The organism is Metabacillus schmidteae (assembly GCF_903166545.1).
In the GTDB taxonomy this organism is placed as follows: domain Bacteria; phylum Bacillota; class Bacilli; order Bacillales; family Bacillaceae; genus Metabacillus; species Metabacillus schmidteae.
The window spans coordinates 2162828-2177376 of sequence record NZ_CAESCH010000001.1; the positions used below are offsets into that span (position 1 = coordinate 2162828).

The following is a 14549-nucleotide window of genomic DNA, read 5'->3' on the forward strand; positions in this document are numbered from 1 at the left end:
GGCAATTTATTTATCACATATTTAACTCCAGCTATCGCAGAATAAAGATAAACGTGTAAAAGGAGTGAAGTAAATTGGCAAAACGAACAAAAAAGAATGACCCGCAGCAGAAAAATAAAAAGGGCTTTGATTCCAGTGTCATTGATTCGGAATTTAGCCATGAATTTGGAAGTGCAGCAGCAAATAAAGTTCATAAAGATAAGGCGAAAAAAGAAAAAGCATCTAAAAATAATGGAGAATATAAAGGGTAAAAGACTTGGCTATAGACCAAGTCTTTTTATTGAGGGCTATGCTTAACATAATAAAAAGAATAGAATAATGAAATTTGATAGATTGACAAACTTCCAGAACCATGTAAACTTATTTTAAAGAAATATGCGGATTAAAAAGGATTTCTTACTATATGGATCGAATAGGTAAAGTTAAAAACAAGCAATATGTTCGTTATATAAAACTAATGGACTAGTATAGAGGTCATGGAAAGGGTTGAGAGCTAATGGAAAAAGGCTTAATAAATCAAGAGGAAGTGAGTCAGTCTTTAGAATTATATGCTGTTGTCTCTTCAAATGGCCGCTTCCAATATATTTCGTCCAATTCATTAGAATTACTTGGCTACTTAAGTTCCGAATTGATCGGGAAATACATGAAGGAGTTTATTCATATTGAAGATCTTTTCTTAGTAGAAAGCTACTTTTATAACGAGCATCATCTTCATCCTTGTTCATTTCGTTTTTTTACTAAGTCAGGGAGATATGTGTGGTTTGAGGCGACCCTGGATTTTATCCGGAGCAAGGTTGAGCATGTTGAGCAAGAGATTATTCTCAAAATGAAATTACTAACTAAAAAAGCTGCTAACAAGGATCAAACAGAACAGAATGTCATAAATCAACAAACTGATACAGCAATTACAAATCAAAATCGAATATTATTAGAGGATTTGCCAACTCCCGTCTTTATATCAAAAAAAGGAAAACTTTGTTTTGTCAATCAAGAGTTTCAGGATTTATTAGGAGCGGTTTCTAAGGAACAACTAATTGGGAAACATACGTTTGATTTTACAGATAAAGGATATCATGATGTGGTAAAGAACAGGGAATTTCGTTTATATAATGGAGAGAAAATCGGTATAATTGAAGAAATCTGGTACACATTAGATGGTCGTGAAATAAGTCTGGAGATTATGGCTTCGCTAACGAGATATAAAGGGGAACCAGCTGAGCTTGTGGTTATGAATGATATCTCCTCGAGAAGGAATTTTCAAAAAATACTTCAAAAGAGCAGGGAAAGGTATCAAAGACTGATTGACAATTCAATTGATACAATAGCCGTTATCCATAAGGATAAATGGGTGTTTATGAATAAATCTGGTGTGAATCTTTTTCAGGCAGAAGATTATCCTGACATGTTGGGTCGCAATATTTATGAATTTTTACATCAAGATGATCATCAAACAATGAGAAATTCATTGAAGTGTATTTTAGATGGAGCGTCTGATGTACAGGTTACAAAGCAATCCTGGGTAATTTCCGATGGTAAGATCATCTATACTGAAATGGTATGTATTCCAACCACATATTACGGAGATAAGGCAGTTCAGGTGATTTTGCGAGACATATCATACCGTAAAAAAACTGAAGAGTTAATGCTTAGATCCGAAAAATTATCTATTGCTGGACAATTAGCAGCCGGCATTGCGCATGAAATTCGTAATCCACTAACAGCTATTAAAGGATTTCTACAGATCATGCAACCAGATATATCTAATCATAGTCAATATTTTCATATCATTTTCTCGGAACTCAATAGAATAGAAATGATATTAAGTGAGCTCCTCATGTTAGCAAAGCCACAAGAAACGAAGTTTAGGAAAACGAATTTGGTTACACTACTCAATGATGTTGCAATTCTTTTAGAAACTCAAGGGAATATGAACAATGTCACCTTTATTCAGGAGCATATCTCTTCTGATTTACTTATTAATTGTGATCAAAATCAATTAAAACAAGTGTTTATAAATTTATTCAAAAATGCGATAGATGCAATGCCTAAAGGTGGAAAAGTAACAGTAAAGACTGAACTACTCAATCAATCTGTAAAAATTACTGTAATTGATGAAGGTGAAGGTATTCCTCCTGAATTTATGAGGAGAATAGGTGAACCATTTTTAACAACGAAGGAAAATGGAAATGGTCTTGGATTAATGATTACATATAAAATAATTGAGAACCATAGCGGACATATGTATATTGAAAGTGAAGTAGGAAAAGGAAGTATATTTACAATCATATTGCCATGTGAGTAAATATTTCGTTATGCTGAAACAACGGCATGTGCCGCTGTTTCAGAAGGTTAACGGTATAAAAATTTTCTATATATTTATTTCAGATTCATGATGTAGTTTTCCATCCGGTCCATCGCTTCTGTTAATTGCTCCATAGAATAAGCATAAGATAATCGTACATAACCTTCTCCATATTCCGAAAAAGCACTTCCAGGCACTAAAGCAACTCCGGCTGTTTTAACTAGTGACAATGCAAATTCGAAAGACGTTTGCTTAAATTGGCTAATACTAGGAAACAAATAAAAGGCTCCATTTGGTTTTACTACATCAAATCCCATCTGTATTAATCGACTATACACATAATCTAAACGATCTTTGTAGGAATATTTCATATCATTTGCATCATCTATCCCTATCGTTAAAGCTTCTAAGGCTGCTTTTTGAGACACAGATGTCGCACAGGAAACATTGTATTGATGGACCTTTAATAAATGTTTTGCGATATCCTCTGGTGCAAATAGGAAGCCAACTCTCCAGCCTGTCATACTGTGTGATTTTGATAGACCATTGATAACAATGGTTTGATCTCTTAAATGGGTCGCAATAGAGTGATGTGTTCCTTCATAAACTAACTCACTGTATATTTCATCAGATAAAACAAATATGTCTTTTCCTTTTATAAGCTCTGCTATGTCTCTTAATTCATCATTAGATAGTGTCACTCCCGTTGGATTGGACGGATAAGGAAGAACAATACATCTAGTTTTTTCTGTAATGTAAGGAGTTAAAAGTTCAGCAGTTAGTTTAAAGTCAGTTTTTGTTGTATCAACATAGATAGGAGTACCACCTGCAAGTTTTATCAGTGGCTCATATCCGGGATACACAGGACTTGGCAAAATAACCTCGCTCCCAGTCTCAAGAATTGTACGGAACGTGCAATCTATTGCTTGACTTGCGCCAACCGTTGTAATGATTTCATTAACTGGTGAATAGGATAAGCCATATTTTTTGTTTACAAATTGACTTGCAGCTTCTCGTAATTCGATAAATCCTGCATTGTGTGTATAAGTAGTAAAATTATCCTCAATTGCTTTTATTCCAGCTTTTTTCACATGCTCGGGTGTTGGAAAATCAGGTTGTCCTATTGTAAGAGATATGACATCATCATAATCTGCTACAAGGTTAAAGAATTTTCTAATACCGGAAAGTTCTATCTCTTTTACTTTAGAATTAACTAAATGTTCCATTTTAAATCCTCCTATAGATCGTAACCAATAATGCTCGTATAAAATAAATATCTAGGAGTAATTTTATCATTTTTAGATGACATGTCATCTTTTTCTATAATTTTTTTAAATTAAATTTTTAAAAAGATTTGATAATTTCATTATTATGTTGATGTTTAGCGATTGGAATGAAAGGGTATATATGTTATGACCAATAGAGGGAGTTGTTAAAAAACGTTTTCAACAACTTTGAGCAATAAGATAGTGTTTGAGCTTTTGGTTGAAATTACCCCCACAGAGTTGATCAACCTAGCGAATACTATATTAACATTTTACTATTGAGGTGATAATGATGAATGAAGAAAAAACATTATTAACCATAGAGGAACAAGCGTTGATTGAAAGACTTGAGAATGAAATGCTATTTGCCCTAACAAGTGCACATATTAAATTTTATAAAAATGAAATTCAAACAATTATTTTACAAGCGAAGAGAAGACAGGCTTTATTATCTAAATATGCTTACGAACTTTAAATGGTAAAGGTTCTCATGGCTACGGTATACAGTAGATGAGAACCTTTTTGTACGATCTAAAATTTAAAATTTTATTGATTTTGTGGTCGAGTTTTTTCTGCTTTTTTATTAATTGATGTAATATCTTTCGAAATCTCAGGATCAGTAATAGGTTTTGCTGTTTGAAGTCCAGATTTGGTTTTAATATTACGTTTAGTCACGTAAATGGTCCCCCCTGTAAATTTAACTTTCTACATTACTTTGTACAAATAGCATTCATTTTATTTTTGCAATTTTTCACTATTGAAGAGGGATGAGCCAACAATCGTGAGGTACAGTAGATTAGTTAGCAACTAAACGAGCGAATTTGATCTAAGTCTATACCAAAGTAAACCCAGCGAAATTGATTTCTTCTCCAACGATAACCAGCAACTGAATTACGACCTACAAATGTCGGATAGAACCAAAAGGCACGACCATTATTTAAGCGAATGTACGTAAAGCGATATAAACATCTGCGAATTCCACCTGGATCTACTGCGAACGTTCCTACCTGACCTTGAGATTGTTGGGGAGGAATCTGACTTGGTGGTGGTCCTTGAGGTGGACCGGCCTGACCAGGGCCCCCTTGAAAACCAGGTGGTCCAAATGGCGGTTGTTGATCGAAACCACCGCTTGGAGGACCAAATGGTGGAAATCCAGGGACTGAAAATTGACGGTAATCATATGGATACATGTAAAAGCTCCTCTCATAAGACCTTCACGTTTACAATATGCGTATGCTCAAAATAGGTGAATGTCCACATTCAAAATGAAAGACTTCTTATGAAGAGAGATTAAACTAATTGGTTAGTCAGGTAGTTATTAATGTTAGCAATCAGAGCTATAACATTTTTCAACAATTGACCCCTCATATTTCATGAAACAACTATAATCTTTTGTTTTGCATCGTTTTTTTACTTCAGCAGCGAGTATACTTACATCCTCCATTGATTCAAGTAACTCTTGTTCGTTTGTTATCACTGCAATTGAGAGAGAGACCAATGGTATCTTACATTCTTGACCATTGCGGTCTTTTGTAAAGACATACTTATTTTTCCAATCTTCTTCATGATAAAACTGGACAATCCTCATGTCGAATTCTGTAACAATACTCTTGCAAATTTCTTCATAATCGTGATGTGGAAGGATGACAACAAAGTCATCACCACCTATGTGTCCAATGAAAGAAAGGGATTCATCATGAAGTAGTACATTTTTATTCAATAAATTTGATACTTCCTTTATCAATAAATCACCTTTTTTAAAACCATAGGTATCATTGTATTCTTTAAAGTGATCTAAATCGATATATAGAAAAGAGAAGGAAGTTATATTATTTTGAAATACTTCCGACATCTTTTCTTCAATAAATTTATTGCCAGGCAAACCTGACAAAGGGTTTGTATACATAGCTTGATTGACCTGCACTTCTGCGAGTTTAATGAGGAGGTTTTTAATACTGACAATACCCCAAAATCGATTTTCTTTTATAACAACAACATAATCATATAAGTGTTTTTGTAATCGATTCATTGCCTTTGAGCTTACACTAGTTATTGATTCGGTATGATCTACAACAAGTAGAGATCGATCCATAATCAATTTAATTGGCCTTCCCATAAAAAGATCAAATCCATATTTTGTGGAGATTTTTTGGTAAAATTGTGTTTTCATGACAAGACCAACTGGTTGATCGTCATTTGTAATTACGATCCCCTCCAAGTTTGGTGTATGTTCAAAGATCGAATTAACTTCAGAACTTAGGGTATCTGAAGAAACTATAGGGACTTTTTCACTAATATCTCCAATGGTTACCATTTTCCACGACTCCTAAATAAAAAACGCTAATAGATATAATTCCATTTTACTATATACAAGTCTTATTTTTGTTAAATTTATGTAAAAGTTTATATTGAAAGTAGGGTTCAGGTATTTAGAACTATTTAGCTGAGTGTTTTTAAAGTGTGTTTATGTGAAGTGGAGGACAGAGAGGTTTCAAATATTTGAATCATTAATAGGGCAGCTCTATTTATAGAGCTGCCCTATTATATTTAAATCTAACGAATAAGTGTCTCGACAGTTTTTGTTTGCAAATTCACCATATACCAAGCTTCACTATTTTCACGACTACCTTCAAGAGAATAGACATGTACAATGTAATTTCCATCTTCTACATGATCATATTGTACAATTGTGTTTTTATCTCTTTTTACTCCCAGCTTTTCTTTCACTAATTCCTCTGCCTGAGTAGGGTGAAGTGGATCACGATCATTGTCATAATTTATTTCCTCTCTTGCTTCTACAAGTATATCATCATTAGTTGTTACGTGATCATTGCCTGTTTGGAGTAACCCCTCTTCTTGATGATTACTTGTTGCTTCATCCCCGTTCACATTATTGCATGCTGTCATCAATAATAGTGTTAATAAGAATACGACATATCTCTTCATTTTTCACCTCTAGCGTGTAATTTGTACAGTATTACTATTTTGTGAAAAGGTGTGAATTCTATACGAAATAAAAAATAAAAAACAGACAAATGTCTGTCTTAATGAAGAGTATGGAAAACAAAATTTAATAAGAATAGCAAAGCGATGATATAGAGAGACGGCTTTACCTCATCTTTTCTTTTTAAGATGACTTTTAAAATAGGGTACATGATAAAACCAAATGCCATACCATCCACAATACTGTAGGTAAATGGAATTAGTGCAATGATCAGAAACGCAGGAAAACTTTCACTAAAATCATTTAAATCAATATGTTGTATATTTTGGATCATTAAGCTCCCAATTAAGATGAGAATTGGTGCAATTGCATTGTCAGGAATTATTTTTATAATAGGTAAAAGCACTAATGAACTTAAAAAAAGTAAACCTGTTGTGATGGAAGTTAAGCCTGTTCTTCCGCCAGCAGTTATCCCGGCGGCTGTTTCAACTGTACTAACAGTTGGACTAGAACCGAAAATACCAGATGTAATAGTAGATAAAGCATTAGCTTGAAAGGAACGATTATAGCGATCAGGACGATTTATCATATGAACCTGACCAAATACTAAACCTATGTTTTCAAAGACAATAACCATAGTTAGAGAAAAAGTCGCTGTCCAAAATGCAAAATCCAGGATACGGCTAAAAGACATGGCAAATAAGACGTCTTTATAGACACTAAAAGCTTCAAGTGGTTGTGTAGAAAAATCAAATTCCAGTAAGCCAAAACATGCAGCAAAAACTGTACCGGCAAAAATACTGATTAGGAAACTACCAGGCACTTGTCTAGTAAATAAGCCAACAGTAATTATTAATGTCAAGAGTGTCACTATTACTGAGGGTTGACTAAAATCACCTAATGCCACAAAGGTATCTGAATTAAGAACTACAATTCCGCCTTTTTGCAATCCGATAAATGTTAAAAAGAAACCAATACCTACAGTTATCGCTTCTTTTAATGAAAGAGGAATAGATTCTGAAATAATGACAGACAGCTTCGTGAAGGCGATTAAAGTAAACAAGATGCCGGAAATAAATACAACGGCTAAACCTTCTTGCCACGTTAGCCCGATTCCCTTAACAATCGTGTAAGTAAAAAGAGCATTGACACCCATACCAGGTACAAGAATAATTGGAGTGTTTCCGAAAAAACCCATAATAAGGCAGCCGGCTATTGAAGTTAAAACAGTTGCGATAATGCCAGCCTCAAGTGGTATTCCTGCATCTGATAATATAGATGCATTTACAACAACTATGTAGACAATTGTAAAAAAGGAGACTGTACCAGCGAGTAATTCCCTTTTTATAGATGTTTTGTTTTCATTTAATCGAAAGAATTTATCCAATGTTTACCTTCCTTAAGTTGTAACCCTCAACCCAACCCATAAACCGTACATAACGATTTACAAATGGATTATATCAGGAGTGTCACAACTTTGCATTATTTTTTATTATGATGGCATAAAAGTAGTTGAAACATGTAATATGCTTATGGATTGGGTTTGTTATTGACCTTGAAAACAAAGGATGTTTCTCTGTGAAAAATGAAAAAGATCAAACTTTATTTGTTAATATGCCTTAGACAACTATCAACACACATATATATGTATAGAGCTTAGAGTGAAAGGGTGTGATGTCTCTGGCACGTAAGATATGGGGAGTAGATTCAGTTGGTACTGTAGACCAAGATTTCTATAATACAGTAAGAAAGCAATTAGGAGTACCGAAATATTGGGGAAGAAATTTAACTGAAATTCCTAATGTAACAAGTGGTTTAACAAAAATGGAAATAAACTTTCTTAGGAATAAAGGGATTAAGATTTTACCGATATATACTATCATCAATAAAGAAATAGGGTATGAACAAGCGCAAATTGCTGGTAGAAATGCAGTATATCATGCAAGGAGATTAGGTTTTCCACAAGAAACTGTCATATTTGCAAATATTGAGAATCTAGATAATGTTAATGCATTATGGATTAGAGGGTGGGTGGAAACGTTATTAACAACAGGCTATAGAGCGGGATTTCATCATCTTTCACAAAATGGTGATTTTACGCAGGCATTTTGTCAGGTAGTAAAAGAAAATCATGATATTTCATTACAAGCAATACTTTGGAGTGCTGAAACTGAAACAGGAATTTCATCTGAAAGAAAGGCACCGAGATTTAATCCTGTTACTCCTAATTGTAAGGCCAATGTCTGGTTATGGAAATATGGTCGGGATTTTAATAACGATCTAATTAATACTAATTTGGCTGATGAAAGAGTATTGAAGTTTCTATATTGATGATAAAGCTTGGAATTAAAACCCAAGCTTTACTTAGTATACATATTTATAAGGAATATAAATATATCTCACCTTCGTTCCATTATCAATATCCAAGAAAAGAATGCTTTAATTTCTCAAAATTATGCCGATATATAAGATACAAATGTATTTTCATGGAAGGAAGTATAGATATGGAACAACAAAAAGGTATTTTACTTGAAAGTGGCACAAATGAACTGGAAATAGTTGAATTTAGTATAGGGGAAAGCAAGTTTGGTATAAACGTAATCAAAGTTAAGGAGATTATTCAGCCTGTACAAGTTACGAAAATTCCTCATGCACATCCAAATGTGGAAGGGATAATTGAGATTAGAGGAGAAATTCTTCCAGTAGTAAATGTAGCTAAAGCTCTAGGCTATGCACAAAGTGATAGGCCATTGGAAGAAAAGTTTATTGTTACAGAATTTAATCAAACAAAAGTAGTTTTTCATGTTCATTCCGTTACCCAAATTCATCGTATATCTTGGGAAAACATTGAGAAACCTTCTGGAATGTACCAAGGACTTGAAGGCCATATTACCGGTGTCGTGAAAATGAACAATCAAATGATATTACTTTTAGATTTTGAAAAAATCGTTGTTGACATAAATCCGGAATCAGGTATTAACATTGAAAATGTAAAAAAATTAGGACAAAGGGAGAGATCTGAAAAGAAGCTTGTTGTTGCTGAAGATTCACCACTCCTAAGAAAATTACTTCAGGAAACATTAAACGAAGCAGGTTTTCAACACATTGAGTTTTTTGAAAATGGTAAGGATGCCTTATTATATTTATCTTCAATTGTAGAATCAGGAAAAGCTGTAGAAGATGAAGTCCAGTTATTAATTACTGATATTGAAATGCCACAAATGGATGGACATCATCTTACAAAACAAATTAAAGAAAATCAGTTGTTAAATATCCTACCTGTTGTAATCTTTTCGTCACTAATTACAAATGATCTCCGACACAAAGGACAAATGGTTGGAGCAATTGCCCAAATTAGCAAACCTGAAATATATCAACTTGTCGAGGAAATTGACAGACATATATTATAAACTATTGGCTATCATGTAACCATTGGACATGATAGCCTTTATTATACATATTGAAGAAATTGAGTGAAGATCGGGTTGTGGAGAAAAGCCACTCTTACATAAGGGGAGGTATATGAGTGGCTGCTTTTACCTGTAGCTTTCACCTAATCTTTTAAACACAGGCTTTTCATATGTACGTGTTTTTCTCGAATGAAATGTTTGAGCAGGCTTTTTTTCTTCTTTCATATCAACATAACTTTGTAGAAGAATTTTTGCTTTTGATAATGACATATGTGCTTTGGGATTTCGATAGGTTTGATTTAATGAACCTAAATGTGGAAGTTTATCGAAGTCATCTTTTGTAGGAGGCATATGAAAGTAATACTCTCCAGCTGAAACTAGGACATCAGATTGTTGTTTACTGAATTTAGGATTGTTCGAAAAATGAAGTCCTTTTTTTACTGCTTTCCCTTCGTGGACAAGTTTCAATAATGCTTTTTTCTTTAAAGCATATAGAAATTTAGGATTTGGTGCAGTTTTTGCATGTCTATTGACAACATAAATAGCACGTGCGAGGTTTTCTGTAGATTGTTGGTTACTTGGATCGAGTCGATTATGATCGTTCATTGGTTCTCTCCTTTTCTTTTTACACATTCAGTTTATATCTTTCTACATTAAATTATACTTAGTGAATAGTAAATTGCAACAAGTTCTGTATTTATTTTGAAAAATCAATACAGAAATTCAGAACTAGAGAAACAACATAAAATCCTCCAAAATGCATGATAAACCAGTGATTTGTACAAATTCTCTAAAAATGTTTGTTATGATATAAAAAATTGAAAGTATGTAAAGAGAAAAATAAAACAAATGTATCTGCTAAACTTAAAATCAGTCTGCAGATACATTTGTTTACATTGAGGGGATATTACTTGCTTTTTGCTTATTTTGTTTGCGATGAAGTAGTTTTTGCTTTCGTTCAAATGCTTCACTTAGCTTTGGTAGAGTATAAGCATAGAAAAGTGATACGAGCAATATAACAAATGCAATACCGTAATATAAGTAATCAATTTCTTGAATAAACTTTGGGAATAGTAAGGCAATTAAACCCAATGTTATTGATTGAGCGAACATCATTAAAGGATCAATCCAACCACTCACTCGCCCCATTAGTCTTGGATGAACAATCTTTGGCATCCATCCACCAATTGCAATATTAATTGGTCCAAGGCATGTCCCAATTATAAATACGATCACAAGAAAGATAGATACTGTATCGGTAAATCCTAAAAAGAATACGAGAAGGCTAGTTAAGAAAATCGGAAAAATCATTAATTGATGTGGCTTGAATTTTGAAGCAATTAATGTTCCTAACCCACTGCCGATTAATAAACCAAATCCTAAGGAAATAGCAAATAAAGAAGCATACCATTCATAGTTTGCTGGTGACAAATCATATTTCATAGTAAACATTGGCAATATGGCAAATGCCCCATTGAAAAATCCGAAGATGAAAAATCCGAAAATTAGAACGGATAGTAATCGATTCTTAACAATGTAAAGGATACCATCCTTGAAGTCACCAAGAGATGTTTTTATACTAACATCTTTCCATTCGACTTTCCCATTTGGAAGTCTTGCAGAAGTAGGGATTTGGCATGATCGTATTAACAGAGCAGATAAAATAAAGCTAATAAAATCCACTATAACCGCACCATGTATCCCAACTGTTTTATAAATGGCAGCACCTATACCGACACCAAATACCATAAAAATACTAAAAAGCATTTGATTTAAACCAGCTGCTTGGGCATACTGTTCTTTATTTAAGATTCCTTGCACAAGACTATTTTCTGCAGGGAAAAAGAACTTTGTCACAGCACTTCTTAAAAATAAAACGAGAAATATAAGTGGAACTGAATTAGTGAATAGAGCACCAAAAAGAAGGACTGTTAAGGCTGCTCGAATCCAATCGCAATTTTCGGCCACTTTTTTTCGATCAAAGCGATCTGCAACAACTCCAACGATAAAGAACACAAGTATGGTCGGCAGTGAATACATTAACTCAGCTATTGTTGCGTAGGAAGGCTGATGACTAAAATGATCTAATAAATAAAAGGCAAATGCCATGTTACCGATTGTAGTTCCCATTTGCGAGAATAGGGCTGCAAAAAACAATTTCACGAAATTTCGGTTACGAAAGATTTCCATTTGTTCGCTCCTTATATGACATTGTTACATTTGTCATTATAAGGTAATATTACTCGTTAAGATACATTATTAATAAAATCTTAATAAAAACTTAAGGTCTAATTGATACTTTAGTTCCATTTGGAACAATCGCTGCTAACTCTAAAACATCTTCGTTGTACATCCTTATGCATCCTAGTGATACCGCCTTTCCGATAGATGAAGGATCATTTGTCCCATGTATACCGTAGTGAATTTTGGATAATGAAAGCCACATGACTCCAAAGGGCCCTCCTGGGTTTGGCTCTCGATTGACAATCACAAATTCTCCTGTAGGGGTGGCAGTAACTATCTTTCCAACTGCGATAGGGTACTCTTCGATTACCTGACCGTTTCTTTTTAGAGTCAACCTTTTCATATTAATAGAAATATCAATTGTATAGGGAATACTGCTTGGATCAGGTATGCCGGGAATCGTAAGCTTCTGACCTATATAAAGTAGGTTTGGATTGGTGATTCTATTAATAGAAATGAGCTGCTGTATAGATGTACGATAATTAGCAGCAATTAACGCCAGCGACTCTCCCCTTTGAACTGTATGAATCATCAACAACACTCCATTTTGATAATAATTTAGCCATGAAATCTTAATATACCTTATGATGGATATGTTATAATGTACATTAATTTATGAATAATTAAATTTTTATTCCGGTAGAGACGTTTCTGCTTCTTTGCTAAAGGATGCAGACAGGAATTTACAGCTGAATTTGAAAATATATTATAAGGGGGTTGAAAATTGGATAAAGAAAAATATGCAATTATTGATATCGGCTCAAACACAATGCGTTTAGTTATTTATTTAAAGGAAAAAAGCGGCAGGTTAAAAGAAATAGAAAATGTAAAGGTTGTAGCACGTTTGCGAAATTTTCTTTCAGATGAAGGGGATTTAATGAAGGAAGGTATTCGTGTACTTGTTGAAACTCTACATAGTTTTAGGGAAGTCACAAATCATCATAGATTAGATGAAGTAAAGTGTGTTGCAACAGCCACCATTAGGCAAGCAAAGAATAAACAAGAAATCCTTGATTGTGTGAAAAAAAACACAGATTTCACAATTCGAATTTTATCTGAGTATGAAGAAGCTTATTTTGGTTATTTAGCAGTTGTCAATACAACTCCCTATAATAATGGAATCACCATTGACATCGGTGGAGGAAGTACAGAAGTAACATATTTTCATGAAAGAAAGCTTATTCATTTTCATAGTTTTCCATTTGGAGCTTTGTCATTAAAAAAACAATTTATAGTGGGAGATATTCCTACTGAAATGGAAATGATAACGCTTCGTGAATTTATCTATGAGCAATTTAGCCAGTTAGATTGGATTAATGGTAAAGAACTTCCGATTATTGGAATTGGCGGAAGTGCACGTAACATGGTCCAAATACATCAGGAATATGCTTCATATCCAATTGCTGGTGTTCATCAATATTTAATGAGCAGAGAAGACGTTTTTGAAATGAATCAATATCTTCAGTCCCTTTCATTTTCCGAATTGCAAAAAGTAGAAGGACTCTCAAAAGATCGAGCAGATATTATTATCCCTGCTGTAGAAGTTTTTCGCCAATTAGTAAGTATTGTAGGTGCTAGTCATTTTGCCTTAAGTAGAAAAGGGTTACGTGATGGAGTTTTCTTTGAGGAATTAACAAAGGAATTTGGGATTTCTGTATTTCCAAATGTTGTTGAAGAAAGCTTTTATGAGCTGGCAACAGATTATAATATCAATTTAAATCATGTGTTCCATGTTACAAATGGTGCTGTAATAATAACAGAATTATTAAATAAAGCGGGGATTATTTCAACTACAAAAGAGGATGAATTATTTCTTAAACGGGGAGCGTTTGTTTATAATTTAGGATCATATATAGATTCTGAATCAAGCAGTCAACACACATTTTATTTATTAGCAAATCGAACAATTGATGGATTGTTTCATAAAGATCGTATGATTGTTGCCCTAATTGCTTCTTATACAAGTAAATCAGGTTTTAAACGATATGTTGCACCATACAGCCAATGGTTTACAAAAGAAGAATTACATACATATAGAATGCTTGGAGCAATCTTAAAATTTGCATACAGTTTAAATGCAACTAAAAGAAATATTATTAAGTCAATTGATTTACATGTTGATAGTGATGAATTGACTTTTACAATTATCTGTCATCATGATTGGAAGCCAGAACAATATCAAGCTGAAAAGCAAAAAAAGCATTTAGAAAAACTATTGAAAATGCCTATCACAATTATATTTTCCAAAGAAAAGTAAGACTAGGGAGAGGGTGTAGGAAAAAACCGTATCTTTACAAAAGTTTAATAAATATTTACAAAAATTTTACAATTGAATTAATCCCTTATGCTATGATGGAACAATAGAAATTGTCGAAAAAGGGTGA

At 33.5% G+C, this 14549-nt stretch carries 15 protein-coding genes; 6 read left to right on the forward strand and 9 right to left on the reverse strand.

What is annotated here, in order from left to right:
* Nucleotides 1-74: 74 nt before the first annotated feature.
* Together HWV59_RS10305 and HWV59_RS10310 are read left to right on the forward strand one after the other, a co-directional pair.
* Nucleotides 75-251 carry a hypothetical protein gene (locus tag HWV59_RS10305; RefSeq protein WP_175638793.1) on the forward strand — a complete coding sequence of 59 codons (177 nt, stop codon included), beginning with the start codon at nucleotides 75-77 and terminating at the stop codon, nucleotides 249-251.
* Nucleotides 252-496: 245 nt separating this feature from the next.
* On the forward strand, nucleotides 497-2302 hold the full coding sequence (locus HWV59_RS10310) for a PAS domain S-box protein (RefSeq protein ID WP_175638794.1): 1806 nt from the start codon (nucleotides 497-499) through the stop codon (nucleotides 2300-2302).
* Nucleotides 2303-2376: 74 nt separating this feature from the next.
* Here HWV59_RS10310 and HWV59_RS10315 read toward each other — a convergent pair whose 3' ends face one another.
* Nucleotides 2377-3528 carry an aminotransferase A gene (locus HWV59_RS10315; RefSeq protein ID WP_175638795.1) on the reverse strand — a complete coding sequence of 384 codons (1152 nt, stop codon included), beginning with the start codon at nucleotides 3526-3528 and terminating at the stop codon, nucleotides 2377-2379.
* A 331-nt stretch (nucleotides 3529-3859) separates the two neighbouring features.
* On the opposite strand from HWV59_RS10315, the gene HWV59_RS10320 reads away from it, so the two are divergent.
* Nucleotides 3860-4042, forward strand: a complete 183-nt coding sequence (locus HWV59_RS10320) for a hypothetical protein (protein WP_102231970.1) — start codon at nucleotides 3860-3862, stop codon at nucleotides 4040-4042.
* A gap of 71 nt (nucleotides 4043-4113) precedes the next feature.
* On the opposite strand, the gene HWV59_RS27280 is transcribed toward HWV59_RS10320, so the two are convergent.
* From HWV59_RS27280 to HWV59_RS10340, 5 genes are all read right to left on the reverse strand, one after another.
* Nucleotides 4114-4242 carry a hypothetical protein gene (locus HWV59_RS27280; RefSeq protein ID WP_268921762.1) on the reverse strand — a complete coding sequence of 43 codons (129 nt, stop codon included), beginning with the start codon at nucleotides 4240-4242 and terminating at the stop codon, nucleotides 4114-4116.
* Between the two features lie 125 nt (nucleotides 4243-4367).
* Nucleotides 4368-4757 (reverse strand): transporter, encoded by a 390-nt coding sequence (locus HWV59_RS10325; protein WP_102231971.1) that lies wholly within the window; start codon nucleotides 4755-4757, stop codon nucleotides 4368-4370.
* Nucleotides 4758-4891: 134 nt separating this feature from the next.
* On the reverse strand, nucleotides 4892-5881 hold the full coding sequence (locus HWV59_RS10330) for a GGDEF domain-containing protein (RefSeq protein ID WP_175638796.1): 990 nt from the start codon (nucleotides 5879-5881) through the stop codon (nucleotides 4892-4894).
* A gap of 239 nt (nucleotides 5882-6120) precedes the next feature.
* Nucleotides 6121-6513, reverse strand: a complete 393-nt coding sequence (locus HWV59_RS10335) for a hypothetical protein (protein ID WP_102231973.1) — start codon at nucleotides 6511-6513, stop codon at nucleotides 6121-6123.
* Between the two features lie 98 nt (nucleotides 6514-6611).
* Nucleotides 6612-7898 carry an NCS2 family permease gene (locus HWV59_RS10340; RefSeq protein WP_175638797.1) on the reverse strand — a complete coding sequence of 429 codons (1287 nt, stop codon included), beginning with the start codon at nucleotides 7896-7898 and terminating at the stop codon, nucleotides 6612-6614.
* A 287-nt stretch (nucleotides 7899-8185) separates the two neighbouring features.
* On the opposite strand from HWV59_RS10340, the gene HWV59_RS10345 reads away from it, so the two are divergent.
* Together HWV59_RS10345 and HWV59_RS10350 are read left to right on the forward strand one after the other, a co-directional pair.
* Complete coding sequence (locus HWV59_RS10345; RefSeq protein WP_235991820.1) at nucleotides 8186-8842, forward strand: glycoside hydrolase domain-containing protein; 657 nt, start codon at nucleotides 8186-8188, stop codon at nucleotides 8840-8842.
* Between the two features lie 173 nt (nucleotides 8843-9015).
* Complete coding sequence (locus tag HWV59_RS10350) at nucleotides 9016-9921, forward strand: chemotaxis protein (protein WP_175638798.1); 906 nt, start codon at nucleotides 9016-9018, stop codon at nucleotides 9919-9921.
* A 126-nt stretch (nucleotides 9922-10047) separates the two neighbouring features.
* Here HWV59_RS10350 and HWV59_RS10355 read toward each other — a convergent pair whose 3' ends face one another.
* From HWV59_RS10355 to HWV59_RS10365, 3 genes are all read right to left on the reverse strand, one after another.
* Nucleotides 10048-10527 (reverse strand): YkyB family protein, encoded by a 480-nt coding sequence (locus HWV59_RS10355; RefSeq protein ID WP_175638799.1) that lies wholly within the window; start codon nucleotides 10525-10527, stop codon nucleotides 10048-10050.
* Between the two features lie 285 nt (nucleotides 10528-10812).
* The gene (locus HWV59_RS10360) at nucleotides 10813-12111 is read right to left on the reverse strand and encodes an MFS transporter (protein WP_102231977.1); all 1299 of its coding nucleotides are present in this window, start codon (nucleotides 12109-12111) and stop codon (nucleotides 10813-10815) included.
* 91 nt (nucleotides 12112-12202) lie between these two features.
* Nucleotides 12203-12700 carry a L,D-transpeptidase family protein gene (locus HWV59_RS10365; RefSeq protein ID WP_102231978.1) on the reverse strand — a complete coding sequence of 166 codons (498 nt, stop codon included), beginning with the start codon at nucleotides 12698-12700 and terminating at the stop codon, nucleotides 12203-12205.
* A gap of 189 nt (nucleotides 12701-12889) precedes the next feature.
* On the opposite strand from HWV59_RS10365, the gene HWV59_RS10370 reads away from it, so the two are divergent.
* Nucleotides 12890-14422 (forward strand): Ppx/GppA family phosphatase, encoded by a 1533-nt coding sequence (locus HWV59_RS10370; protein WP_235991704.1) that lies wholly within the window; start codon nucleotides 12890-12892, stop codon nucleotides 14420-14422.
* Nucleotides 14423-14549: the final 127 nt, after the last annotated feature.

Coding starts and splice junctions, on each gene's coding strand:
- HWV59_RS10310 (WP_175638794.1), top strand. CDS start 497: ATGGAAAAAGGCTTAATAAATCAAGAGGAAGTGAGTCAGTCTTTAGAA.
- HWV59_RS10315 (WP_175638795.1), bottom strand. CDS start 3,528: ATGGAACATTTAGTTAATTCTAAAGTAAAAGAGATAGAACTTTCCGGT.
- HWV59_RS10320 (WP_102231970.1), top strand. CDS start 3,860: ATGAATGAAGAAAAAACATTATTAACCATAGAGGAACAAGCGTTGATT.
- HWV59_RS10325 (WP_102231971.1), bottom strand. CDS start 4,757: ATGTATCCATATGATTACCGTCAATTTTCAGTCCCTGGATTTCCACCA.
- HWV59_RS10330 (WP_175638796.1), bottom strand. CDS start 5,881: ATGGTAACCATTGGAGATATTAGTGAAAAAGTCCCTATAGTTTCTTCA.
- HWV59_RS10335 (WP_102231973.1), bottom strand. CDS start 6,513: ATGAAGAGATATGTCGTATTCTTATTAACACTATTATTGATGACAGCA.
- HWV59_RS10345 (WP_235991820.1), top strand. CDS start 8,186: ATGTCTCTGGCACGTAAGATATGGGGAGTAGATTCAGTTGGTACTGTA.
- HWV59_RS10350 (WP_175638798.1), top strand. CDS start 9,016: ATGGAACAACAAAAAGGTATTTTACTTGAAAGTGGCACAAATGAACTG.
- HWV59_RS10355 (WP_175638799.1), bottom strand. CDS start 10,527: ATGAACGATCATAATCGACTCGATCCAAGTAACCAACAATCTACAGAA.
- HWV59_RS10360 (WP_102231977.1), bottom strand. CDS start 12,111: ATGGAAATCTTTCGTAACCGAAATTTCGTGAAATTGTTTTTTGCAGCC.